This is a genomic window from Streptomyces sp. NPDC002742 (assembly GCF_042888885.1).
In the GTDB taxonomy this organism is placed as follows: domain Bacteria; phylum Actinomycetota; class Actinomycetes; order Streptomycetales; family Streptomycetaceae; genus Streptomyces.
In genome coordinates, this window is the sequence record NZ_JBIAQF010000010.1 from 180,413 (window position 1) to 203,555 (window position 23,143).

Genomic DNA, 23,143 nt, shown 5'->3' on the forward strand with positions numbered 1-23,143 from the left:
CTGCTCCAGAACCGTCCTAGGACTTCACGCCGCGCGGACCCCGGTCCGCGCGGCGTCTGCGTACGGCGTGGTTCACGGACGCCACCGCGCCCGCCAGACAGAGGCCGACGACAACGACGGGGATGATCGCGAACCACTCGGTGTCCCACCAGCCGCCCGCGTCGCCGGCGTAGGCGATGCCCCCTGCGGTGAGGAAGAGGCCCGCCACCAGCTTTCCGGGCAGGAACTCATGACGTGGCACGGGCCACCTCCGCCTGGCCCGCGCCGACCTGGAGATCCAGGTCGAAGGTGCCGCCGTCCTTGCCGCCCGTCGTCGGCGGCAGGGTCACCTGCTTGTGCTTGCCCGGTTCCACGTCCACGTCCTTCTTGTTGTCACCCGGCAACTGGATGTCTCCGACGCCCACCTCGATGGTGAGCCGCACGGTCGCGTCCTTGGGGACGATCACCTTCAGCCGGCCCGCGCCCACCTGGGCGTCGGTCTTCACCGTCTGTCCCTTGGCCAGGTCGACGAGGCTGAGGTCGAGGGTGCCTACGCCCGTGCCGAGTTGGTAACGCGGCCGTACGTCGGCCGCGGTCGCCGGAGTCCAGTTCGTCCGCACCCAGTGAGTGTCGATGTCCTTGGGCAGCGCCGCGGAGGCCGCTAGAAGGCCTGCCGTGATCACCGCCAGGAAGATGGTTCCCGCGCCGGTGCGGCCCCGGAAGGAGCTGAGGACGATGCCCAGGCCGAACACGATGAGGGCGGCGGCGAGGCCGGTCTGAAGACTGGTGCCGAGCGCCTGGTCGTGCCAGGTCAGGCCGGTGCCGAGGCCGCCCGCGAGAAGGGCGAGCAGGAAGATCCGGCCGCCTATGGGGCGGGGGCCGCGCTGTCTGCGCTCCCGTTCGGTGCGCAGGTCGGGGCGGGAGGTGCCGCGAGCGATGTTGAGCGCGGCCGCGACATCCCGGTCCAGGGTCTCCGGCGGGCCCCACATGTAGCCGGTGCCTCCGACGTGCGAGCCGTCCTTGACGATCGGGTCGCGCCACCAGGAGGGGTAGGAGGCGGGCACGGGCGGGGCCTGAGCCTCGGGCGGGGCGTCGGCGACGGCCTGCGCGGCGAGGGGGTCCGGGTCGATGGCGCCTCGGTTCTGCGACCAGTAGCCGGCGCCCGCCAGCAGCAGCGACAGGACGACCGCGAACGTCAGCACACTGCCGTTCTTGAGCATGGAGAGGAACACTCCGCAGCCGACCAGCGCGAAGAGCACGGCGGTCAGCGCCTGGCCGTCGACACGGCCGGTGAGCAGCTTGCGGACCTCGTTCTCCTCTTCCTCGTCGTAGGGGACGAAGAGCCAGGCGAAGCCGTAGAAGATGAGGCCGATTCCGCCGGTCGCGGCGAGCACCGCGAGCACGATCCGGAAGATCACCGGGTCCATGTCGCACTGCCGGCCGAGCCCGGCGCACACCCCGCCCAGCATCTTCTGCCGACGGTCGCGCCGGAACCTGCGCGGCACCTCGGGGGCGGGACCGGAGTCCGCGGGCCGCGCCGAGGCGGCTTCCCCGTGAGCGCGCGGCTCTTCACCCGGAGCGGTGCCGGGGCCCGGCACCGCCGCCGCGTGCTGCTGATCTGTCATGCGTCCATGGTGACGGGCGGGACGGCGTGGCGGCAGTCGGGATGACCCTGGCCGAACCCTGATATCCGCCGGAGGGGAGGGCGGGAACGTGCGAGCGCCAGTTCCTGGCGATCAGGGGACTGAAGACCAGGAGCACGGGAGCACGGGAGCACGGGAGCACAGAGGGACAGGAGGACAGGATTGAGGGTCAGGAGCGAAGATCAGGGGAGTATCGGGGGCCGACCCTGATGCTCCGGTCCGCCGGGCGTGTGAACATCGATGACATGCCGGAAGCCGCAGCCATGCCCGTCGACGACCCGCGGCCCCCGCGCAAGCTCTACCGCAGCAGCGACGGACGCTGGCTCGGGGGCGTGGCGCGAGGGCTCGCCGGCCATCTCGGGCTGCCCGTGGTCTGGGTGCGGCTGATGTTCGTCGGACTGTTCATGGCGGACGGCCTCGGCGCGCTGTTGTACGCCGCGTTCTGGTTCTTCGTCCCCCTCGGCGTCGGCGGCGTCGGCTCCGGCGGCCGCACACCGGCGTTCACCACCGAGACCTCGCCCGACGGCCGGCGCAGGCTCGTGGCCCGCAAGCCGGACAAGGGCCAGATCGTCGCCCTGCTCCTCATGGTCGTCGTGGCCATGGTCTTCGTCGGCAACGTGAATCTCGGCGGCGGCACGAAGGCGTATCTGTGGCCGACGGTCCTCGTCGGCGCGGGTGTCGCCCTGGTCTGGCGCCAGGCGGACAACGCGCGCCGCGCCCGCTGGGCGGAGGTGGGCCGCCGACGCCGCACGCTCACGCTGCTGCGGTCCGCGGCGGGCGTCCTGCTCGTCACCGTCGGCGTCTCCGGGATGTTCGTCCTCCAGGGTTCCGCGGCCCACCTCGGCTCGGTGCTCCAGGCGGCGCTCGCGGTGCTCGTCGGCATCGCGCTGCTCGCCGGCCCCTATCTGATCCGCATGACCCAGGACCTCTCCGAGGAGCGCCTGATGCGCATCCGCGCGCAGGAGCGGGCCGAAGTCGCCGCCCACGTCCACGACTCGGTGCTGCACACCCTGACCCTGATCCAGCGCAACGCGGAGAACGCGAACGAGGTGCGCCGGCTGGCCCGCGCGCAGGAGCGCGATCTGCGGGCCTGGCTCTACAAGCCGGAGGGCAGCGGCAAGGACGAGGACGAGGAGCCCGACACCCTCGCCGAGGCGGTCCGCCGCCATGCCGCCGAGGTCGAGGACAAGCACGGGGTTCCCATCGAGGTCGTCGTCGTGGGCGACTGCCCGCTCGACGACCGACTGACCGCACAGATGCAGGCGGCGCGCGAAGCGATGGTGAACGCGGCCAAGTACGGTGGCGAGGGCGGCGCCGTACAGGTCTACGCCGAAGTCGAGGGCAGGACGGTCTTCGTGTCCGTCCGCGACCGCGGCCCCGGCTTCGACCTCGACGCGATACCCGGGGACCGCATGGGCGTCAGAGAATCGATCATCGGCCGCATGGAGCGCAACGGCGGTACGGCGCGACTGCGCGCGGTGCCGGACGGCGGCACGGAGGTCGAGCTGGAGATGGAAAGGGCGGAGAAGACGTCATGAGCGACACGAACGAGCCTGTGGAGTCCGGTGGTTCGGCCGGAGAAGCCCCCGTGACCGCCGGGTCCGGAGCCGCGGCCCCCGCGGCCGGTCCGGGCGGCACCGAGGGCGGGCGCCGGGTGCGCGTGGTGCTCGTCGACGACCACCGCATGTTCCGTACGGGGGTCCAGGCCGAGATCGGCGAGACCGAGCGGACCGGCGTCGAAGTGGTCGGTGAGGCCGCGGACGTCGACCAGGCGGTCACGGTCATCACGGCCACCCGGCCCGAGGTCGTCCTCCTCGACGTCCACCTTCCCGGCGGCGGCGGCGTCGAAGTGCTGCGCCGCTGCGCCCCGTTGATGGGCGACGCCGAGCAGCCGGTCCGTTTCCTCGCGCTCTCCGTTTCGGACGCGGCGGAGGACGTGATCGGTGTGATCCGCGGCGGTGCGCGGGGGTACGTCACCAAGACGATCACCGGCACGGATCTCGTGGACTCCGTCTTCCGAGTACAGGACGGCGACGCGGTGTTCTCCCCGCGCCTCGCCGGGTTCGTCCTCGACGCCTTCGCCTCCACCGACGCCCCGCCCGTCGACGAGGACATGGACCGCCTCACCCAGCGCGAACGCGAGGTCCTGCGCCTCATCGCCCGGGGATACGCGTACAAGGAGATCGCCAAGCAGCTGTTCATCTCCGTCAAGACGGTCGAGTCGCACGTCTCGGCGGTGCTGCGCAAGCTCCAGCTGTCGAACCGGCATGAGCTGACCCGGTGGGCTACGGCGAGGCGGCTGGTCTGACCCGGCCGAAACCCGGACCGTTGTGACCGTCCGGTAGGCGCGTGCACGATCACGTGGATAGCCTGTGCGCGACGAGAGGAGGACAGCATGTTGCTTCGATTTCGTGTGGCGAACGTGCGATCGCTGCGCGACGAGCAGGAGCTGTCCTTCGTGGTGCCCCAAGGCGAGGAGTCGGATGCGGCACGCACCCTGACCTTGTCGGACGGAAAGTCGCTTCAGGTCTATCCGCTCCTGGGCATCTTCGGCGCGAACGCTTCGGGCAAGTCCAATGTCATCGTCGCCCTGAAGAAGATGAAGGAAGCGGTTCTCGGGTCGTACTCCGACTGGACGTCGTACCAGGGGATTCCCCGGGAGGAGTTCGCACTCGACCCCAAGTCGGCTGCGGAGAGCACTTTTTACGAGGCCGACTTCGTGCTCGACGACGGCGTCCGCTGGACCTACGGTTTCGAGCTCGGGCCGAGGGTGGTGGAGTCGGAATGGCTTCACGCCTACCCGAAGGGGCGCCGGCAGGTATGGCTGGACCGCGACGCCGCACGGGACAACGTCTTCGAGTTCCCCGGCGACCGCATCCACGACCGCGCGCACCTGGCCCGCAGCACTCGCCCGAACGCCCTCATGCTCAGCCGGGCGGCGAACGACAACCACCCTCAACTCACGCGGATCTACGACTGGTTCAACCAGAACCTGTGGGATGTCACGCCGGAGACGGAGCGTACGCAGCGAGAGGCGTACACCGCCCGTCAGTTGCTGGACGAGAACGCCCGCGACCGCATCGAGGAACTGCTGCGGGTCGCCGACCTCGGTATCCGGGGCGCCGAGGTGGAGCAGCGCCCAGGGCAGTCCCCGCTCGTACGCCTGCTGCACGGCGGTGACTCCGACGAGCCCGTGGCGATGGACTGGCAGCGCGAGTCGTTCGGCACGCGTTCGTGGTTCGCGTTGATCGGACCACTGCTGCTGGCGTTGGACAAGGGCGCCGTCCTGCTGATCGACGAGCTGGACTCCAGCCTCCACCCACGCTTCGCCGCAGAGGTCGTACGCCTTTTCCAGGCGCCCTGGGTCAACACCAAGGGCGCCCAGTTGGTCTTCACCTCCCATGCTCCGTCGCTGCTGAAATCGCCCAGGGGCGGGCGTCCCCTGGAGCCCGGCCAGATCTGGCTCACGGAGAAGGACGGCGGCGGCGCCACACAGCTGTACCCGCTGAGCGACGCGGACCCGGGTCCCGACGAGGACCTCTCGGACTCCTACCTCGCAGGAGCGTTCGGCGCCGTTCCGAGAGTGACTCAAGGACAGATCGGCCGCAGAGTGCTGACGGCACTGGCAGGGGAGGCAGAGCGTTCCTGATGGCGCGGGACAAGGGGCGGGACAACATCGCGGGCAGGCACAAGAGAGTGCTGCCTCAGGATCGTCCGCGTGAGGTGTACGTCTTCACCGAGGGTGAGGTCACCGAGCCGGAATTCATCGAGTTCGTCACCGAACAGGGCACCCGCGCACAGCGGGGCCGTAAGGTCAACTGCAGTGTCGAGAACCTGAACGCACCGACGAAGCGCCGCAAGCCGCTGCCGCTCGTGGACGAGGCCATCAGGAAGTGGGACGAGGTCCAGAAGGCCGCCAAGAAGGCGAAGCTGGATCCCGACGACTGGAACTGGCCTCAGGTGTGGTGTCTCTTCGACCGGGACCAGCACGAGGACATCCCGACGGCTTTCTCACGGGCCCGGAAGGCGAAGCTGCACGTCGCCTACTCCCACCCCTGTTTCGAGCTGTGGCGCCTGCTCCACTACCAGAACTACACGAGCACCTTCGGCGGCGTCTGCGACAGCGCGGCGGACCGACTGAAGAACCAGCCCGGCTTCGCCCAGACCTACGGCCCCACCATCCGGTCCGTCTCCCCGGAGCAGGCCAAGCGGGTCATGCCCGGCCAGTTGCAGGGGAAGTACAAGAAGGCCAGACAGCACGCCAGACAGATCAGCGCGGGGTACACGGGACCCGATCAGACCCGCTGGGACCCGTACACCGATGTGTGGAGCTTCGTCGAGGACGGCCTGGACGTGGTCGACTACTGAGGCTGTCCGGCCTTCGCAGAGTCTGACGACTGGAATCGGCTACCTGTCCCGCCACCTACGATCACTTCGCGTATACGGTGATTCCTCCCGGCTTCTGGGCCGTAGGCTGCCCGGTGCACCGGACACAGCCAGTCGTCCCAGGGGAGCGTGTCGTACGTGGCCAAGCTCATGCTCGCGCAGTTGGAACGCCATCTCTTCGCGGCGGCGGACATTCTGCGCGGCACGATGGACACTGCCGAGTACCGCGACTTCATCTTCGTCATGCTCTTCCTCAAGCGCGTCAACGACGAGTTCGAGGCCGCGCACGAGGCGATCATCGCGGAGCGGCTGAAGGCAGGCGAGAGCCGCGAGGACGCCGAGGACGACGCCGAGCAGTTCGAGTTCTACCGTCCTCGCGGGGTCATCTTCGTCCCGGAGAAAGCCCGCTGGGAGCGGCTGGCCGGTGCCCAGGACAACGTGGCCATGGAGTACCTCCAGCCCGCGTTGGACGCCCTGGAGGACCAGGAGGGCAACAGTGAACTCCGCGGCCTGTTCGGGCACGTCAACTTCAACCGCATCGGCGGCGGCAGCAGCGGCAAGGGCTCCGCGGCAGAACTCGCCGACCGGCGCCTTGAGACACTGATCAAGCACTTCGGCAGCATCCGGCTGCGCGAGAACGACTTAGAGTTCCCCGACATGATCGGCGCCGCGTACGAGTACCTGATCAAGGACTTCGCGGACTCTGCCGGCCGCATGGGTGGCGAGTTCTACACCCCGCGTTCCGTCGTCCGCATGATGGTCGAGCTGGCCCGGCCGCACGGCGGGATGCGCATCTACGACCCGTGCGTCGGCTCCGGCGGCATGCTCATCCACGCCATGGAGTACGTCGACGAGCACGGCGAGGACTCCGACGACCTGCTGCTCGCCGGGCAGGACGCCAACAGTGGCTCCTGGGTCATGGCCACCATGAACATGCTCTTCCACGGCGCCAAGCACTTCTCCCTCAAGACCGGGGACACCCTCACGAACCCGATGCACCCTGAGGGAGATTTCGACCTGGTGCTCAGCAATCCGCCGTTCTCCATGGACTACAAGCAGGCCCAGGTGCCGAACCTGCTGACGCGGATGCCTCACGGCCAGACGCCCGAGCGCGGCAAGACCGACCTGATGTTCCTCCAGCACATGCTGGACATGGTGAAGAAGCGGGCCGGAGCCGTGTTCACCGTCATGCCGCACGGTGTGCTGTTCCGCGGGGGCGAGGAACGCAAGATCCGGGCGGAGCTGCTCAAGCACGACCTGATCGAGGCGGTCGTCGGCCTCGCCCCGAACCTCTTCTACGGCACCGGCATCCCGGCCTGCGTGATCGTGCTGCGCGCACCGGGCCGCGAGGAGCGGCGGGACCGCCGGGGCAAGGTGCTGTTCATCAACGCCGACCGTGAGTTCCATGCGGAGCACGCGCAGAACGTCCTCCTGCCCGAGCACGTCGAGAAGATCGTCTCCACGTTCCACGCCTTCAAGGACGTGGAGCGCTTGGCGCGGGTGGTCGACCGTGCCGAACTGGAGGAGAACGACTTCGACCTCACCATCCGCCGTTACGTCGACAACACCCCGCCGCCCGAGCCACAGGACGTACGGGCCTACCTGGTGGGCGGCGTCCCGGTCGCGGAGATCGAGGCGAAGAAACCGCTGCTGGACGCATACGGCATCAGGGTCCGGGATCTCTTCGCGGTCCGCGAGCACGACCTCGGGTACGTCGACTTCCTGCCCGAGGGCGAGCACCCGGACGCGACCCGCCTGGCCGAGTTGGCGAGCGCACGTGAGCAGAACCTGCGGGCCGTCTTCGAGGAGTGGTGGGGCTCGGAGACGGAGCGGATCGCCGCGCTGGAGCCCGTCGAGGGCGACAATCGCACGGAACGTGAGCGCAAGGCACAACTGGCCTGTCTACGCGCCGACTTGATCGACTCGTGCCAGGAACGTTTGCTGCGGGTCGGACTGCTGGACCGGTACGCGCTCGCCGACGCGGTCGCCGGATGGTGGCAGGACGTCAAGAACGACCTGAAGGCTCTGTCGGTGCACGGTTTCGCCGGTGTCGTGGACGGCTGGGTTGCGACGGTCGAGTCGATGCTCGCGCCCGGGACGGACTCACGCACGGGCGGTGCGCGGGCTCGCACGGCAGCGAAACGGCGGCAGGCTTATGGACACAAGGCGGTTGCCGCAATCGCCTCCGGATTCCTTGAGGAACTGGCCGAAGCCGAGCGCGAGCACGAAAAACTGGTCGAGGAGATGAGGGCTGCGCGGGAGGCGTCGGCAGCGCTCGAACGGGCGCGCGCTGCGGCGGAGACATCGGAGGAAGGCGCCGAAGCGGAGGAGATCGATCCCGAGGTCGTGGAGGCGGCCCTGGATGCGACGGCGATGCGTGCGCTCCAGCGGAGACGAGCTGCGGCCGGGAAGGCGGTCGACACCCTGGAGAGAGGCTTGGTCCGTCGTCTGACGGCATCTCGTATCGAGTTGGCCTCGACAGACGGCGAGCGGGGCACCGTGCTTGAGGTGCTCAAGAACAGTCTGGCCGCCAGGCTGGAGGTGCTGACAGTACGGCGAAGCGGCGAGCTCGTCCGGACGTACGAGAGGTGGCAGGAGAAGTACCGCTTGCCCCTCCGCGAGATCGAGAGCCAGTTGTTCGGTACCGCGGAAGGAACGGTCCAGAGCAACCCTTGGTCTCAGCACCGGGCGTGGGATCTCACAGCGGACAGCGCGCGTACTGTGGCCGGGCGGCAGCAGCTCGCATCGGTCATTCATGATCTGATCGACGCGGAGAAGTTCGCCGAGGGCGCGCTGGCCAAGTTGGAACTCGACGAGCTGATGGCCCCCCTCGCGCTATTGGCCACTGGTACGGCGGGGAAGGACGCCGGAGTGGAACGCCGTCCGCTGGGCGACGTACTCGTGTCGGCACGTACCAGGAGCTGGCTGCGCGCCCCTGAGGCGACGGACGGGACACCAGTGATCACCGCGAGCAGTCTGACAGCCGGTGGGTTGGACTTGTCCCGGCTCCGTCGCATCGATCCCGGTTCGATCGGCAAGGACGACGCACTGCTGGAGGACGGTGATGTCCTGATAGCCGCCGTGACGACCGGTCGGACCTTCAAGGTCGTGATGTGGCAGGGGCAACTGCCAAGGGCTGCCTTCGGAACCGGGGTTATCTGCCTGAAGCCTCGCAAGCTCCGGCTGAGCCCGCACTACTTGGCTGCGTGGCTTCGGCTGCCTCACGTTCAGAGGCGGGTTCGTCACGTGGCCCGGCCCTCGGAGCGAGAGGCGACCTTCCTCAGCCCGCTCCGTCTGCTGGATGTGGAGATGGAGCTGCCGACCGTGGCTGATCAGCGGACCCTGGACCGGCAGGCCGGGGCTCTGCGCGAACAGCAGGTGATCAGATACCGCCAGCTGGGCAAGTTGCGGTTGATCAAGAGGACGTTGATGAGCGTTCTCACCGACTGACGATATGCCGCGTCAGTACGCGTCCTCGGGTGTGCCGCAGACCTCGAGCGTGAGCTGGAACCAGACTGTCTTGCCGATACCGCCCTCCCGGGGATCAGCGCCCCACTTCTCCGCCAGCGCGGCCACCAGCGCCAGGCCTCGGCCCGACTCGTCGTCCGGCGATGCGTTGCGGGGTGCGGGGAGCGCGTCACTCGCGTCCGTCACCCAGACGCGGAGGCGGTCGTCGTCCAGGGCGCAGCGGGCCCGGATCTCTCGGCCCGGGGACACCCTCGCGTGGCGGTACGCGTTCGTCATCAGCTCGCTGAGGAGCAGGACCGCCGTCTCTGCCACCTCCTCCGGGACCTTCCACGAAGTGGCCTGCTCGCGGAGGAGAGTTCGGGCTCTGCCCACGCTGCGGGCGTGACGCGGCAGGCGCCACTCGATGTCCTTGGGGGCAGCGGCCGGAGCGGGCCGGGGGCGGTCTCCGGGCATCGGCATGTGCTTCGGTCCTTGCGTGTGATTCTCCGTCATTTGCCGTGATCAGGCTGGCCGGTGCCGCTTAACCTCGGGAGTGGCGGCGCGGGTACACAGCGTGCTTGTACACGGTGTGTCGGCGGGAGGCGGATCGCGCGTGGTGACTTCCGGGGATGCTCAGCAGCCACAGCAGGCGTGGCGGTACTGCGGGAGCCAGATCAAGCTGTGGCGTGAGGAGGCCGGGGTCAGCCGTCAGGAGCTGGCCAAGGAGGCCAACTATGACTATGAGTACGTCAAGTCCATGGAGTGCGGGCGGCGCCGCCCGACGCTCAGGCTCTTGCAGGCCGCGGATCAGCTGTGTGGGGCGCGCGGGAAGCTGGTCGCCGCGCACGAGCACTTGAAACCTGAGCCGTTCCCCCAGCGGACGCAGCAGTACGTGCTGGTGGAAGCTGAGGCCATCACCTTGTATTCGTATGCGGTACTGCTGATCCCTGGCCTGTTGCAGACCGAGGAGTACGCACAGGAGCTCATCGGCAACAGTTGCCCGCCGCTCGATGAGGAGACGGTCGAAGAGCGCGTGGCCGCCCGACTGGCGCGACAGGAGAAGCTGACCAACAAGCCGCTGGCGCACTTCAGTTACGTGATCCATGAAGCTGCGTTGCGGGCCATGGTGGGTGGCCGGGACGCGATGCGCAGGCAGCTCAACTACCTGTTGGAGGTGGGGAAGCAACGGAACGTGTCGATCCAGGTCTTGCCGTTCGCGGCCGCTCCTCCTGTGGCGCTCGGCGGCCCGTTGATCCTCGTAGAAACTGCTGATCACGAGCACTATGGCTACGTGGAAGGGCAGGAGACCGGAGCGCTGTACGTCGATGCGGACAAGCTCAATGCCCTGACGCAGCGGCATGGCATGATCCGCATGCAGGCGCTCAACGTCGAAGAGTCTGCCCGGATGATCAGGAAGGTGGCTGAGGAGCTGTGAGAGCCGAGCTGTCGTGGTTCAAGTCCAGCTACAGCGATGACCAGGGCGGCGAATGCCTCGAAGTCGCCTACGCCTGGCGCAAGTCCAGTCACGGCACCGGCTTCGACGCCGCCTGCGTAGAAGTAGCCGCCGGTCCCCACGTCACCCACGTCCGGGACTCGAAGCTCGGGGCTCGGGGCCCGGAGTTCGCGGTCGCGGCGCAGGCCTGGGCCGCGTTCGTCGACCACGTCCGAAGCGCCTGACCGACCGTCGCTCGAACCCCGTGCTTCGAGCGACGAGATCCGAGCTCTGTTTGTGAGAATTAGGTGGTTGGGCTGAACCCAACCTTCGTGGCGGAGTCTCTACCCGTACGAATGTTCTGCATGTCGGTCATGAAGCAAGCCTCCTATGATCATGGTGTGCAGCTTCGGTACAACTTCCGCCTGTACCCAACGGTTGGTCAGCATGGTTTGTTGGGCAAGGCGTTCGGGTGTGCGCGGGTGATCTACAACGATGCCCTTCGGGCGCGGGAGACGGCCCGCGGTGAGGGGTTGCCGTTTCCCAGGATTGGCGACCTGTCCAAGGCTCTGATCACCGAGGCGAAGAGGACCCCGGAGCGGGCCTGGCTCGGCGAGGTGTCCGCCGTCGTCCTGCAGCAGTCGCTGAGGGACCTGGATGCGGCGTACCGGAACTTTTTCGACGGACTGAAGGGTGCACGCCCGCGGATGGGGGCGCCCCGGTACAAGACGAAGCGGGACACCCGGCAGGCGGTCCGCTTCACGGCGAACGCCCGGTGGAAGATCACGGTCGGCGGGAAGCTGTCCCTGCCGAAGATCGGCGAGGTGCGGGTGAAGTGGTCCCGGATGCTGCCCGCGCAACCCTCTACGGTGACAGTGATCAAGGATAGCGCGGGCCGGTACTTCGCGTCTTTCGTCGTCGAGACCGGCCTACAAGAGGCACCGGCAGACGCTGGAAGCGAGGTGGGTGTCGACCTAGGGCCGACACACTTCGCTGTCCTGTCCGACGGCACCAAGATCGACTCACCCCGGTTCCTGCGCCGGGCCGAGAAAAAACTCAAGCGCACCCAGCGGGACCTCTGCCGCAAGCGGAAGGGCTCCCGCACGTGACAGCGACTGGTGGGCCCGGTTCCTCGTGGATGACGTACCGGCCGAGGAGCGGCCCGAGACTCCCGCGGAGGCGCGCCCGGCTTCTGTGTCTCCGGGCGCCCCCAGTGACGTACGGCCCCAGAAAGCGCAGCACGCCGAACAAGCCGAGCCGCCGCACCCCGCAGAACGGCCCGGCCCCTCCGCCGCCTACAGAGCGCTTGCCCAACTCGGCCGCATCGAGCCCCGCTTGCCACTCTCCGCCGCCGACTGCGCAGTCCTGGAAGAACTCGCGTCCACGTGGCTCGCCCGGGGGGCCACCGTGGACCACCTGACGCAGTCCCTCGTCGCCGGGCTCCCCGAGCACGTGCACTCGCCCCGTGCCCTCGTGCAACGGCGGCTGCGTGACAAGATGCCGCCCGACCTGCCCGCTCCGGAGGAGCGCAGGTCCCGCGCCGGTCTGGAATGCACCGACTGCGGTGTGCCCGGCCGTCCAGAGGCCCTTCCGGACGGCCTCTGCCGGGCCTGTCGGGGAGCTGTAACCCAAGCCGGAAACTCATCGGGCGCGCGGTCGGCCGACCACGCGGGGCTCCGGCCCGGCGTCGAGGCCGGGAGAGCAGACCGGGGCTCCCACCCGCTCTCCGCCCACGACGTGCACCGGCACGCTGCCCAGGTCCGCAACGCGTTGCGTGCCCAGGAGCCGACGACCAGGAACGCGTTGCCGGACGGGCGCCGGATCACGTCACCCAGGTGATCACGCCACCCGGGCGGCCCCCGCGAAGGGCATCTCGCTGATCGGGGCCACCCGCACGGGTGCCGACGGATTGGGGGCGTGGATCATCTGGCCGTTACCGATGTAGATGCCCACGTGGGTGATGCCCGCGTAGAAGAACACCAGGTCGCCGGGGCGTAGTTCGGAGAGGGCGACCCGCTGGCCGACGTTGATCTGGGAATACGTCGTCCTGGGCAGCGAGATGCCCGCGGAACGGTACGCGGCCTGGGCGAGTCCGGAGCAGTCGAAGGCGTCGGGGCCGGTGGCGCCCCAGACGTAGGGGCTGCCGAGTTTCGAGTAGGCGTAGGCGACGGCCGCCGCCGCCCGGGAGTCGGGCGCCGCGGTGGTGCCGCCGACGCTGGTGGCACCGGATGTGTCGGCCGGCGCCACCGGGGCCAGGTCGCGGGCCGAGGAACGCGAGACGTGCTGCTGCTCGCCCGCGCCACCCCGCTCCACGTACTGCGTGCGCTGCTCGGGAGTGAGCCGCGCGAGTAGTCGGCGAGCCGCGTCGAGCTTCTCGTTGACCGTCTTCTTCTGCTGCTTCAGCTCGGTCTGCCGCGACTTGAGCGCGGCCAGTTCGATGTGCGCCGCGCCCCGCAACTGCTCGATCTCGCGCAGCTGTCTGCGTACCCCGGCGACATCCGCCGACTGCCGGCTGCCGACCCGCTCGGCGAACGCGGCCCCTTCCAGGTACTGGTCGGGGCGGTCGGAGAGCGCGAGTTGCACCACGGGGTCGAGTCCACCGCTTCGGTACTGCGCCGCCGCCATCGAACCCAGCGCCTCCCGGGCCGAGTTGAGCCGGTCCTCCCGGCGCGCGGCCTCGTCGCGGAGTGTGCTCAGGTGTGCCTCCGCCTTGTCGGCCTTCTCCTTGGCGCCGTCGTACTTCTGGGTGGCGGCCTCCGCCTCCTCGTACAGCTTGTCGACCTTGGCCTTCACCTGTGCCGGGGACAGCTGGGGGTCGGCGTGCCCGATCCCGTCGAAGCCGGTCGCCGTCGCAGCGCCCGCGAGAGCGATGGTGACTGCCGTGCGGGCCGTGTTTCCGCCGATCGAGCGCTGTTTGGCCTTGCGGTGCGCTGCCACGAGGGCCCACATCCTTCCGTGCGACCGCCCTTGCGGGTGCGGTCAAGCGGTGACACGTCCGGCGGCGGCTCACACAGGGGGAGCGGGCCGCCGCCGGACCTTCTCGGCGGTGGTGTCCGGCTGTCGCCCCTGGCCCGGGCGGCGGTGGGGAGCCGGTCACCTGGGGGAGGACGTTAAACCTGGGAGCGCGGCCTTGGTAACGCTATGTACAGAACTGTCGCCACTAGATCGCCGAGTGACCGAACGTGACCAGGATTCTGGCCTGGCATCACCGACTTCACGCAGGGTGATGACCGATGCGGCGAATCCCGGACAACCGGAGAGGTGCCGGTGCTACGGATGACACGCGATGGCCCGGTGGAAAAAGGGTGACGAGAGCGGGCGGAGCGAAGGGGTGGCCCGGTGGGAAGGGGCGTCAGGGCGTGCGATTAGGCTCCGGCCCCATGGACGTACTCATCCATCTCTTCGTCGGCCTGCACATCATCGGCATCGCCGCGCTCCTCGGCGGCTTCTTCACCCAGATGAAGGCGATGGGCCAGGGCACCGCCCGCTTCGTCCCCGCGATGCTGCACGGCGCGCTGACCATGCTGGTCACCGGTGTCGCCCTGGTCGGGCTCAACCAGGCCGACGGCAACACGGTCAACACGGTCAAGATCGGTGTGAAGCTGGCCCTGCTGATCGTGATCCTCGGGCTCGTCTACGTGAAGCGGGACGACGAGAAGGTGGACAAGCGCCTCTTCGGCCTCGTCGGGCTGCTGACCGTCGCGAACATCTTCATCGCCGTCCTCTGGACCTGACCGGCGCCTCGATCCCCGCGCGCGGCGATGTGCCGGCCCCCTCGCCGCACGGCAGGCTTGGCCGGGCCCTTGACCTCTACGCCTTCACGCCTACCTCTTCGCACGTGCCTCTTCACACGTGCCTCTTCACACGTACCTCTTCACACGTACGTCTTCGCGCCTACGTCTTCACCTCTACGTGGCGGACCTGGCCGGCGCCCTTACCCTCGCGTCGCGGATCTGACGGCGAGGGCGGCGCCCGCGGCGACCACGAGCCACGCCGCCACCGCGATCCACAGCAGGACCTGCCCCGGCCCCTTGAGCCAGAAGACGTCGAGGGCGGCCGCGACCGAGAGGGTCGCCACCGCCGTCATCCCCATCGGGAAGACGGTCGCCCAGCGCCGCACGTCGTACCGCGGGCGCGGCCACACCGCCTCCGTGACGAGCAGCACGCAGTAGCAGGTGAGGTCGAGCACGAGCAGTGTGCCGGTCGCGGCGCGCAGGACGCCCTGGTCGTCGTTGTTCCACAGGTAGATGTTCACGTCGTGCGCGGTGACGAGTCCCGCCCCGGCCAGCGCCGAGATCGCGAGCGCGCCACCCGCCACCCAGTGGTCCCCGGCACCCCGCTTCACCTCCCACAGGTCGAAGTGCCCGAAGGACACCCCGTAGAGCACGATCCCCAGCCAGAACAGCACCATCGCGGTGTGCGCGAGCCAGTCCGCGCCCACGGCGGTGGCGATCGTCGAGCCGAGCACCGAGAGTCCCTGCGTGGCCACGCAGACGAGGAACACCTCTCCCGCCATACGGCGCCGCCAGTGCCGTACGACGGTCAGGAGGAGGATCGGCCAGAGCGCCGCCGACAGTGCGAGCAGGGCCTCGGCGAGCCCCTGCCACCCCAGTTCGGAGATCCGGGTGCCGAGCACCGTGGTCGCCGCGACCGCGTTGAGCCCGGCCGGCGTGCCGGCCTGCCGCGTCCATTGTTCCCGGTCGCCCACCAGCCGGACGAGGAAGTCCGCGGCGAGCCCGATCCAGGCGAGCGACGCGAGGACCAGCGCGATCCGGGAAAGGGTCTCGTAGCCGGTCAGGCGCAGCCCGATCGAGATGACGCCGGTGGCCATGACGGCGGTCCCGGCGGCGGGCGGCCGCTCCGACCACCAGGCGCGGAACGGGGGAATGTCCGGCAGGTCCGGTGTATCTGGCATGCGTCCGATGCTAGGGATCTCCGCACCGGTTGCCGGCGGGGCACGCGCGGGCGGCGGATGGAAACGAGGGGCGGGCGCAGCCGTGGCCGGACGTCCGGCGGCTGGACGTCCGGCCGCCGGGGAATCGGGTCACGAGTTCCGGTCGAGTTCCCGGGGTGGCGGCGGGCTGTCAGTGGGGCGGCCTAGACTCGGAGAGCGATGAGCAGCCTCTTTGACGACAGCTTCCTGGCGAACCTCAAGCCCTCCGGGGCCCACGAGGACGAACACCCGCCGCCGCCCGAGGACGATCATGTACCGGAGGCGGTTCCGGACGATCTGTTCGGCGGGAAGTTCGACATGCCGCCGAGCCGTGACGCCTACTACCGCGACGGCGCGCCCAGGCCCGTCGTGGACCCGGCGGCCCTGCTGGACGGACTGAACGAGAACCAGCGCGCGGCCGTGGTGCACTCCGGCTCCCCGCTGCTCATCGTGGCCGGCGCCGGCTCCGGCAAGACCCGCGTGCTCACCCACCGGATCGCGCATCTGCTCGGCGAGCGCAATGTCCACCCCGGCCAGATCCTCGCGATCACCTTCACGAACAAGGCCGCGGGCGAGATGAAGGAGCGCGTCGAGGCGCTCGTGGGTCCGCGTGCCAACGCGATGTGGGTGATGACGTTCCACAGTTCCTGCGTCCGCATCCTGCGCCGCGAGAGCAAGAGGCTCGGCTTCACCTCGTCGTTCTCGATCTACGACGCCGCCGACTCCAAGCGTCTGATGGCGCTCGTCTGCCGTGATCTCGACCTCGATCCCAAGCGTTTCCCGCCGAAGTCGTTCAGCGCCAAGGTCTCGAACCTGAAGAACGAGCTGATCGACGAGGAGGACTTCGCCGCCCAGGCCACCGACGGCTTCGAGAAGACCCTGGCTCAGGCGTACGCGATGTACCAGTCGCGGCTGCGCGAGGCCAACGCGCTCGACTTCGACGACCTGATCATGACCACGGTCAATCTGCTGCGCGCCTTCCCGGACGTCGCCGAGCACTACCGCCGCCGCTTCCGGCACGTCCTGGTCGACGAGTACCAGGACACCAACCACGCGCAGTACGCGCTGGTGCGGGAGCTCGTGGGCACCTCCGAGCACCCCGTGGACGTAACGCCCGGCGAGTTCGACCTGCCCCCCGCCGAGCTGTGCGTCGTGGGTGACGCGGACCAGTCGATCTACGCCTTCCGGGGCGCGACCATCCGCAACATCCTCCAGTTCGAGGAGGACTACCCGAACGCGACGACGATCCTCCTGGAGCAGAACTACCGCTCCACCCAGACGATCCTGTCCGCCGCCAACGCGGTCATCGAGCGCAACGAGTCCCGCCGCCCCAAGAACCTGTGGACCAACGCCGGCGCGGGCTCGAACATCACGGGCTACGTCGCGGACACCGAGCACGACGAGGCCCAGTTCGTCGCCGACGAGATAGACCGTCTCACCGACGCGGGCGAGGCCAAGGCCGGCGACGTCGCGGTCTTCTACCGTACGAACGCGCAGTCCCGTGTCTTCGAAGAGATCTTCATCCGCGTCGGCCTGCCCTACAAGGTCGTCGGCGGTGTCCGCTTCTACGAGCGCAAGGAGGTCCGGGACGTCCTGGCGTACCTCAGGGTGCTGTCCAACCCCGAGGACTCCGTCCCGATGCGCCGAATCCTGAACGTGCCCAAGCGCGGCATCGGTGACCGCGCCGAGGCGATGATCGACGCCCTCTCGCAGCGAGAGAAGATCAGTTTCCCGGCGGCGCTGCGCCGCGTCGACGAGGCCTACGGCATGGCCGCGCGCTCCACCAACGCGGTCAAGCGGTTCAACACGCTCATGGAGGACCTCCGTACGATCGTCGAGTCCGGCGCGGGTCCGGCCACCATCCTGGAGGCCGTCCTCGAACGCACCGGCTATCTCGCCGAGTTGCAGGCCTCGACCGACCCGCAGGACGAGACCAGGATCGAGAACCTCCAGGAACTCGCCGCCGTGGCCCTGGAGTTCGAGCAGGAGACCGGTGAGGGCGAGAACACGGGCGGACTCGCCGCGTTCCTGGAGCGGGTCGCGCTCGTCGCCGACTCCGACCAGATCCCGGACGAGGAGGACGGCAACGGCGTCATCACCCTGATGACCCTGCACACCGCCAAGGGCCTCGAATTCCCCGTGGTCTTCCTGACCGGCATGGAGGACGGCGTTTTCCCGCACATGCGCGCGCTCGGACAGGTCAAGGAGCTGGAGGAGGAGCGGCGCCTGGCGTACGTGGGCATCACGCGCGCGCGGGAGCGGCTCTACCTCACCCGGTCGTCGATGCGCAGTGCGTGGGGTCAGCCCTCGTACAACCCGCCCTCCCGCTTCCTGGAGGAGATCCCGGCGACCCATCTGGACTGGAAGCGCACGGGGGCGACGGCGTCCATGCCGGCCGGTCCGGTCTCCGGTGTCGCCGCCTCCCTGTCGTCCTCGCGTTCGCGGTCCGCGGCCTCGGGTGCCTCCGGGTTCGCCACCCGCCGCGGTGCCACCGAGAAGCCGGTGGTCTCGCTGGCCGTCGGGGACCGGGTCACGCACGACCAGTTCGGCCTCGGCACCGTCGTCGGCGTGAAGGGTACGGGCGCGAACGCGGAGGCGACGGTCGACTTCGGAGAGCCCAAGCCGAAGCGGCTGCTGCTGCGGTACGCGCCGGTGGAGAAGCTGTAGCCCGCGAGATCGTTCGCGGGACCGGATCGCGGGGACCCCTGGCTGTCCGAGGACGGCCGGGGGACCGGCGGTCGGCGGCCTCTCGTCTCCCGGGTTCGGGCCGTCATCGCCCGCTGCGAGGTGCGTGCCGCGCGTCACGTCTACGCGCGCGTCACGCCTTACGCGTCACGCCTTACGCGGGGTCCAGACCGTGGCTGCGGAGCCAGGGCAGCGGGTCGATCGCCGCGCCGCCGGCCGGACGGACCTCGAAGTGCAGGTGCGGGCCGGTCGAGTTCCCGGAGTTCCCGGAGAAGGCGATCTGGTCACCGGCCTTCACGGTGGTGCCGGAGGGGACCTTGTACGTGGAGAGGTGGCAGTACCACGTCTCCGTGCCGTCCATCGCGGTCACGATCATCATGTTGCCGTACGCGCTGTTCCACTGCGTCCGGACGGTCCCGTCGGTCGCGGACATCACCGGCGTACCGTAGGAGACCGGGAAGTCGATGCCCGTGTGCACGGACATCCAGTTGACGCCGGCCTGGCCGAAGTAGGCGCTGAGGCCCCGCTGCGTCACCGGAAGAAGGAACTTCGGACGCAGCCGCTCCTTACGGGCCGCCTCCTCCGCCGCCTTCTTCTTCTCCGTCGCCTGCTGGGCCTTGAGGTCGATCCGTTCCTGCGTGCGACTCGCCCGGTCGGCGAAGTCGTCCGCGCCCGCGGAAAGGCTCTGGAGCTGGGTGTCCAGCTTGATGTTGGCGGCCGACGGCTTCACCGCGGTCGCGTCGGAGGCGCTGGCCGTCGTGTCCTTCGAGTTGTCCCCGCCGAGACCGCCGACGCCGCCCACGGAGGCGGCGGCGATCCCCGCCACCCCCATCACGCAGACGGAGGGCACCGCGACGGTCAGCAGAGCGGAACGTTTCGCGGGACTGCGACGCCGGGAACGGGAAGCGGTTCGCGTAGCGGGACGCCGGGCCGGGGTGATCTCTTCCATGTCGTCGAGCAGCGGCCTCTCGCGCCCCTCGTCGTACGGGTCGTACGCCTCTTCCGAATCGACCGAGTCGTCAGAGTCGTCAGACCCGTCCGAGCTGTCCGTGTCCGCGAAGTCCTCGGAGTCGTCGAACTCGTCCTCGTCGGAGGTGAGCCGACCGTGGGCCGCCTGGTCGAAGGTCGCGGTCGCCTGCTGGTCGAAGGGGACCGGAGCACTTGGATCGGACTGCTGCTCGTACGTCATGTCGAGCTGGGTGAGCTCATGGCTGTACGACTCGGGCTCGGCGTGCTGTTCGTACGAGTCGGGCTGCGGGTGCTGCTGTTCGTACGAGTCGGACCGGGACTGCTGCTGTTCGTAGGATTCGTGCCGCGGGTGCTCGTACGCCTGGTACGAGTCCTGGCTTCCGGAACTGTTCCACTGCGTGGCGTCGTACGCGCCCGTCCCCTGCGTCGGCACGGTCCAGTGCTGGGTCCCGTCGAGCGGCTGCTCGGGCTGGATCCAGGCGTTCGCGTCCCACTGACCTGAGGCGTCGGGGCCCGGATGCTGCGCGGGGATGTCGGCGAACTGCTGGTAGCCGTTCGTCCAAGCTGTCGCGCCGTGGGCGCCGGTGTCGTAGCCGGCCTGGTGCTGTGCCGCGTACGGGTCGTAGTGCAGCGGCTGCTGGGCGCCGGCGTTCCATTGCGTGGCGTCGTACGAACCGTTGCCACCGCCTCCGCCCGGCATATCGCCGAAGAGCGGGTCACCGGCGAAATCCGTGCCGGGACAGGAGCCCGTGGTGGCCGCGTTCGCGCCCGAGTCGAAAGCCGTGGCGGAGTAGTCGCCGTACGCGGTGAAGTCGCCGTACTGGGCTTCTTGCGCACCGTACTGCGCGCAGAGCGCCGCGGCGGCATCGGAAGCCGGAGCCGGGGGAGTCGCGATCCCCGACGGGTGACGGTCGTTCACCAACTTCTCTTTCGCCTCGACAACAGGGGCTGGCAGAGCAGTGCGGCGACTGTACCCGGCGGTATGCGGGCGCGACAATCTTCGGCAGGTTTCCCCTTCGCGGGAAACGGGCAATCGGCCGTGTTTCGGGGGAGGGCGGGCAAGGCTTTGGCCTGGCGTTCGATAAACGTTCGAAGCGCTGGGGTCGCAGGAGGGGTGTCAGGCGGCCGTCAGCCCTCCCTCAATCGGCCCTCAATCGGCTCTCAATCGGCTCTCAACCGGCCCTCGAACGACCCTCGAACCGTCCTCGGCCCGCCCTCGACGCGTCTCGCCCTCTCCTCAGGCCACCGTGAGGCCGCCGATCCGGGTGGCGGTACGGCTCCCCGGCACCTCGATGTCGAGCGCCTGCCGGATCCCTGTCGCGACGGCCGGATGCACGGGCAGCGCGAGGTGGCCGACCCCGCTCACGCGGACGTTCTGGGCGAGCAGGTCGGGATGCTCGACGCAGGCCGTCTCCAGCGGGTCCATCAGGTGGTCGAGATCGCTCCAGAAGCTGACGAACTGGGTCCGGCAGCCCGGGGCGGGCCCGGTCAGCTCCTCGATCACGGCGGAACCGGGGCGCATCTGCCGGACGATCGGGTGCGCGTTCATCAAGGGGGCGACGCGGGTGCCCGAGTGCGGGGTGCCGAGCGTGACGAGTGTGCGGACGTGGGTGTCGCCACCGAGGCACTGCACGTAGTAGCGCGCGATCAGTCCGCCGAGGCTGTGCCCGACGATGTCCACCTGCTCATGACCCGTGCGCTCGCAGATCTCCTCGATGTGCCGGCCCAGCAGTTCCGCCGCGGTCCGGATGTCGCACGTCAGCGGCGAGTAGTTGAGGGACTCGATGTGCTGTCTGCCGTGCTGGGCGAGGTTGCGGCGCAGCAGGACGAAGACGGAGCGGTTGTCGATGAAGCCGTGCAGCAGGACGACCGGGGGTTTGGCCCCGGTGGGCAGCTGGGTGGCGACGTCGGGTGAGGGGAGCGGGTGTCCGGTACGGCGTTCCTGGGTGATACCGGAGGGGTAGAGGAGGAGGTGCCCGGCGAGGATCGCGAGCTCCAGAGCCGTTGCCTTCAGTAGGGCCACCGAGAGCCCTGCCAGTTTCGTCGGAAACAGGCGCTGACACAGGGGGAGAAAGGGCGACGCAGCCTCAGCGACCTTCATGGCCGACCTCCAGTCGGCACGCGGGAGGACCACTCCGTCCCCCGTGTGCCCTAGTGGAAAGCCGTGAGGTCGGCGACGGCGGTGGCCGACGGCGCGTCCGCGGTGTGTGAGTCCGGTGACGCTACGGAGTGCTCGGCCGAATGGGGGCGGGATACGACGCCGGCCCCGCCTCCGCGACGGTCCGCCGCGCTGGATCCGCCGACGTCGTGTCGTGGCGTGGAGTCGTCCTCGTGTTCCCGTGGTCCTTGCCGGCGTCGCTCCCCGCTGTCGTGCCGTCGCCGATGTGCCCCGGCATCACGCCGTCCCGCTGACGACGCGATGGTGCGGCCACCTGATCGCGGCTCTTTTGCGCCTGCTCCGGCCGTGGCCCGTACGTCGCAGTTCCCTGCGGCGCCAGTGCCCCGATACGGAGCCGTGCGCGGCGAACTTGTCCCAGTGTGTGATTTCCCCCTCGGTCTCCACCGCGAAACTGCCGGGTGCGGGATGCTGGCGATAACGTTCGTTCACTTCCCCGGCCGAAAGGGTCCGGGGCGCCTGTGGCGCTTGGCGTGATCGGTGTTCCGGAGCGATCCGGTGTGGCGAGCGGAAAATTGAGCGATATGTGCCGATGGTCAGTAGTCGGCACGGTCGGCACGCACTTGCTGGTGACAGCGGGTAGTCGGTACCGGTCAATCGGTGAGTTATCGATCGGTGGTCGGCCGTCGTCAGTCGGCCGTCGTCAGTCGGTGGCCGGTGGCCGGTGGTGGTCCGTTGTCGTAGGTATGTGTCGGCAGTCCTCGTCGGTGCAGGTTGACGTAGTGGGTTCATGGAGGCAGTGATGGGTGTGGCAGCCGGTCCGATCCGCGTGGTGGTGGCCAAGCCGGGGCTCGACGGCCACGATCGCGGGGCCAAGGTGATCGCGCGGGCGCTGCGCGACGCCGGTATGGAGGTCATCTACACCGGGCTTCATCAGACCCCCGAGCAGATCGTCGACACCGCGATCCAGGAGGACGCCGACGCGATCGGTCTGTCCATCCTCTCCGGTGCCCACAACACGCTCTTCGCGGCCGTCATCGCCCTCCTCAAGGAGCGCGAAGCGGAGGACATCAAGGTCTTCGGCGGTGGCATCATCCCCGAGGCGGACATCGCCCCTCTCAAGGAGAAGGGCGTCGCGGAGATCTTCACACCGGGCGCGACGACGGTTTCGATCGTGGACTGGGTACGGGCGAACGTCAGACAGCCGGCCGGAGCATAGCCGCCGGGCACGCCTTCGCCGACGTCCGCAGACCTACGGCTTTCGACGTTCTCCAGCGCCGGAGAGCTCCAGCGCTGGAGAGCTTCGGGTTCTCCGGCTCTCCGGGCCTTCGGGGCTCCGGTTCTCCCGATACTGCGGTTCTTCGGTTTCTTCGGGTTTCTTCGGGCTCTTCGGTGTTCGAGAAGCGGGGCGGGTGGCGGCGCTGGGTGATTCCGGACGGCGCGTGGTCCTGGACGCCGGGTGAGGCGACGCGTGGTCCTGGACGCCGGGTGATCCGGAAGGCCGGGTTCGTCGAGGTGCCGGCCGGGGCGGGGCGGCGTGCCGCACGGGCCGG

The 23,143-nt window shown here is 69.0% G+C and carries 18 protein-coding genes and 1 pseudogene; 12 read left to right on the top strand and 7 right to left on the bottom strand.

Annotated elements, in window-relative coordinates:
* Positions 1-16 precede the first annotated feature (16 nt).
* Both ACFYW8_RS19900 and ACFYW8_RS19905 read right to left on the bottom strand, forming a co-directional pair.
* Positions 17-241, bottom strand: a complete 225-nt coding sequence (locus tag ACFYW8_RS19900) for a hypothetical protein (RefSeq protein WP_389076761.1) — start codon at positions 239-241, stop codon at positions 17-19.
* The gene (locus tag ACFYW8_RS19905; RefSeq protein WP_389076766.1) at positions 228-1,604 is read right to left on the bottom strand and encodes a PspC domain-containing protein; all 1,377 of its coding nucleotides are present in this window, start codon (positions 1,602-1,604) and stop codon (positions 228-230) included. The genes ACFYW8_RS19900 and ACFYW8_RS19905 overlap by 14 nt, the downstream gene beginning before the upstream one ends.
* Before the next feature lie 263 nt (positions 1,605-1,867).
* Here ACFYW8_RS19905 and ACFYW8_RS19910 point away from each other — a divergent pair, with 263 nt between their 5' ends.
* The 5 genes from ACFYW8_RS19910 to ACFYW8_RS19930 all read left to right on the top strand — a co-directional run bounded on the left by ACFYW8_RS19910 (position 1,868) and on the right by ACFYW8_RS19930 (position 9,458).
* Positions 1,868-3,160 (top strand): PspC domain-containing protein, encoded by a 1,293-nt coding sequence (locus ACFYW8_RS19910; protein ID WP_365870794.1) that lies wholly within the window; start codon positions 1,868-1,870, stop codon positions 3,158-3,160.
* Positions 3,157-3,930 (top strand): LuxR C-terminal-related transcriptional regulator, encoded by a 774-nt coding sequence (locus ACFYW8_RS19915; RefSeq protein WP_389076772.1) that lies wholly within the window; start codon positions 3,157-3,159, stop codon positions 3,928-3,930. The genes ACFYW8_RS19910 and ACFYW8_RS19915 overlap by 4 nt, the downstream gene beginning before the upstream one ends.
* A gap of 87 nt (positions 3,931-4,017) precedes the next feature.
* Positions 4,018-5,271 carry an ATP/GTP-binding protein gene (locus tag ACFYW8_RS19920; RefSeq protein WP_389076775.1) on the top strand — a complete coding sequence of 418 codons (1,254 nt, stop codon included), beginning with the start codon at positions 4,018-4,020 and terminating at the stop codon, positions 5,269-5,271.
* The gene (locus ACFYW8_RS19925) at positions 5,271-5,990 is read left to right on the top strand and encodes an RloB family protein (protein ID WP_389076779.1); all 720 of its coding nucleotides are present in this window, start codon (positions 5,271-5,273) and stop codon (positions 5,988-5,990) included. The genes ACFYW8_RS19920 and ACFYW8_RS19925 overlap by 1 nt, the downstream gene beginning before the upstream one ends.
* Before the next feature lie 156 nt (positions 5,991-6,146).
* On the top strand, positions 6,147-9,458 hold the full coding sequence (locus ACFYW8_RS19930; RefSeq protein ID WP_389076784.1) for an N-6 DNA methylase: 3,312 nt from the start codon (positions 6,147-6,149) through the stop codon (positions 9,456-9,458).
* Positions 9,459-9,470: 12 nt separating this feature from the next.
* Here the strand turns inward: ACFYW8_RS19930 and ACFYW8_RS19935 are convergent, their stop codons facing one another.
* Positions 9,471-9,935, bottom strand: coding sequence for an ATP-binding protein (locus ACFYW8_RS19935; RefSeq protein WP_389076788.1), 465 nt, complete (start codon positions 9,933-9,935; stop codon positions 9,471-9,473).
* 136 nt (positions 9,936-10,071) lie between these two features.
* On the opposite strand from ACFYW8_RS19935, the gene ACFYW8_RS19940 reads away from it, so the two are divergent.
* The 4 genes and pseudogenes from ACFYW8_RS19940 (at position 10,072) to ACFYW8_RS19955 (ending at position 12,726) form a co-directional block, all read left to right on the top strand.
* Positions 10,072-10,890 carry a helix-turn-helix domain-containing protein gene (locus ACFYW8_RS19940; RefSeq protein WP_389077262.1) on the top strand — a complete coding sequence of 273 codons (819 nt, stop codon included), beginning with the start codon at positions 10,072-10,074 and terminating at the stop codon, positions 10,888-10,890.
* Complete coding sequence (locus ACFYW8_RS19945; protein WP_389076793.1) at positions 10,887-11,132, top strand: DUF397 domain-containing protein; 246 nt, start codon at positions 10,887-10,889, stop codon at positions 11,130-11,132. The genes ACFYW8_RS19940 and ACFYW8_RS19945 overlap by 4 nt, the downstream gene beginning before the upstream one ends.
* Before the next feature lie 156 nt (positions 11,133-11,288).
* Positions 11,289-11,990: pseudogene (locus ACFYW8_RS19950) on the top strand (RNA-guided endonuclease InsQ/TnpB family protein); the annotation flags it as partial.
* A gap of 232 nt (positions 11,991-12,222) precedes the next feature.
* On the top strand, positions 12,223-12,726 hold the full coding sequence (locus ACFYW8_RS19955) for a hypothetical protein (RefSeq protein WP_389076798.1): 504 nt from the start codon (positions 12,223-12,225) through the stop codon (positions 12,724-12,726).
* Here ACFYW8_RS19955 and ACFYW8_RS19960 read toward each other — a convergent pair whose 3' ends face one another.
* Positions 12,727-13,824, bottom strand: a complete 1,098-nt coding sequence (locus ACFYW8_RS19960) for an NlpC/P60 family protein (RefSeq protein ID WP_389076801.1) — start codon at positions 13,822-13,824, stop codon at positions 12,727-12,729.
* A 443-nt stretch (positions 13,825-14,267) separates the two neighbouring features.
* Between ACFYW8_RS19960 and ACFYW8_RS19965 the strand changes: the two genes are divergently transcribed.
* On the top strand, positions 14,268-14,621 hold the full coding sequence (locus tag ACFYW8_RS19965) for a hypothetical protein (RefSeq protein WP_365870781.1): 354 nt from the start codon (positions 14,268-14,270) through the stop codon (positions 14,619-14,621).
* Positions 14,622-14,821: 200 nt separating this feature from the next.
* On the opposite strand, the gene ACFYW8_RS19970 is transcribed toward ACFYW8_RS19965, so the two are convergent.
* Entirely contained in the window at positions 14,822-15,802 is a 981-nt protein-coding gene (locus ACFYW8_RS19970) for a tellurite resistance/C4-dicarboxylate transporter family protein (RefSeq protein WP_389076808.1), read from the bottom strand.
* Between the two features lie 198 nt (positions 15,803-16,000).
* Here ACFYW8_RS19970 and pcrA point away from each other — a divergent pair, with 198 nt between their 5' ends.
* Positions 16,001-18,487, top strand: coding sequence for a DNA helicase PcrA (gene pcrA / locus ACFYW8_RS19975; protein ID WP_389076813.1), 2,487 nt, complete (start codon positions 16,001-16,003; stop codon positions 18,485-18,487).
* 172 nt (positions 18,488-18,659) lie between these two features.
* Here pcrA and ACFYW8_RS19980 read toward each other — a convergent pair whose 3' ends face one another.
* A complete protein-coding gene (locus ACFYW8_RS19980) occupies positions 18,660-20,393 on the bottom strand; it encodes a M23 family metallopeptidase (RefSeq protein WP_389076817.1) in 1,734 nt (577 codons plus the stop codon).
* Positions 20,394-20,711: 318 nt separating this feature from the next.
* The gene (locus ACFYW8_RS19985) at positions 20,712-21,575 is read right to left on the bottom strand and encodes an alpha/beta fold hydrolase (protein WP_365870777.1); all 864 of its coding nucleotides are present in this window, start codon (positions 21,573-21,575) and stop codon (positions 20,712-20,714) included.
* An 817-nt stretch (positions 21,576-22,392) separates the two neighbouring features.
* Between ACFYW8_RS19985 and ACFYW8_RS19990 the strand changes: the two genes are divergently transcribed.
* Positions 22,393-22,809 (top strand): cobalamin B12-binding domain-containing protein, encoded by a 417-nt coding sequence (locus ACFYW8_RS19990; RefSeq protein ID WP_037626795.1) that lies wholly within the window; start codon positions 22,393-22,395, stop codon positions 22,807-22,809.
* Positions 22,810-23,143 lie beyond the last annotated feature (334 nt).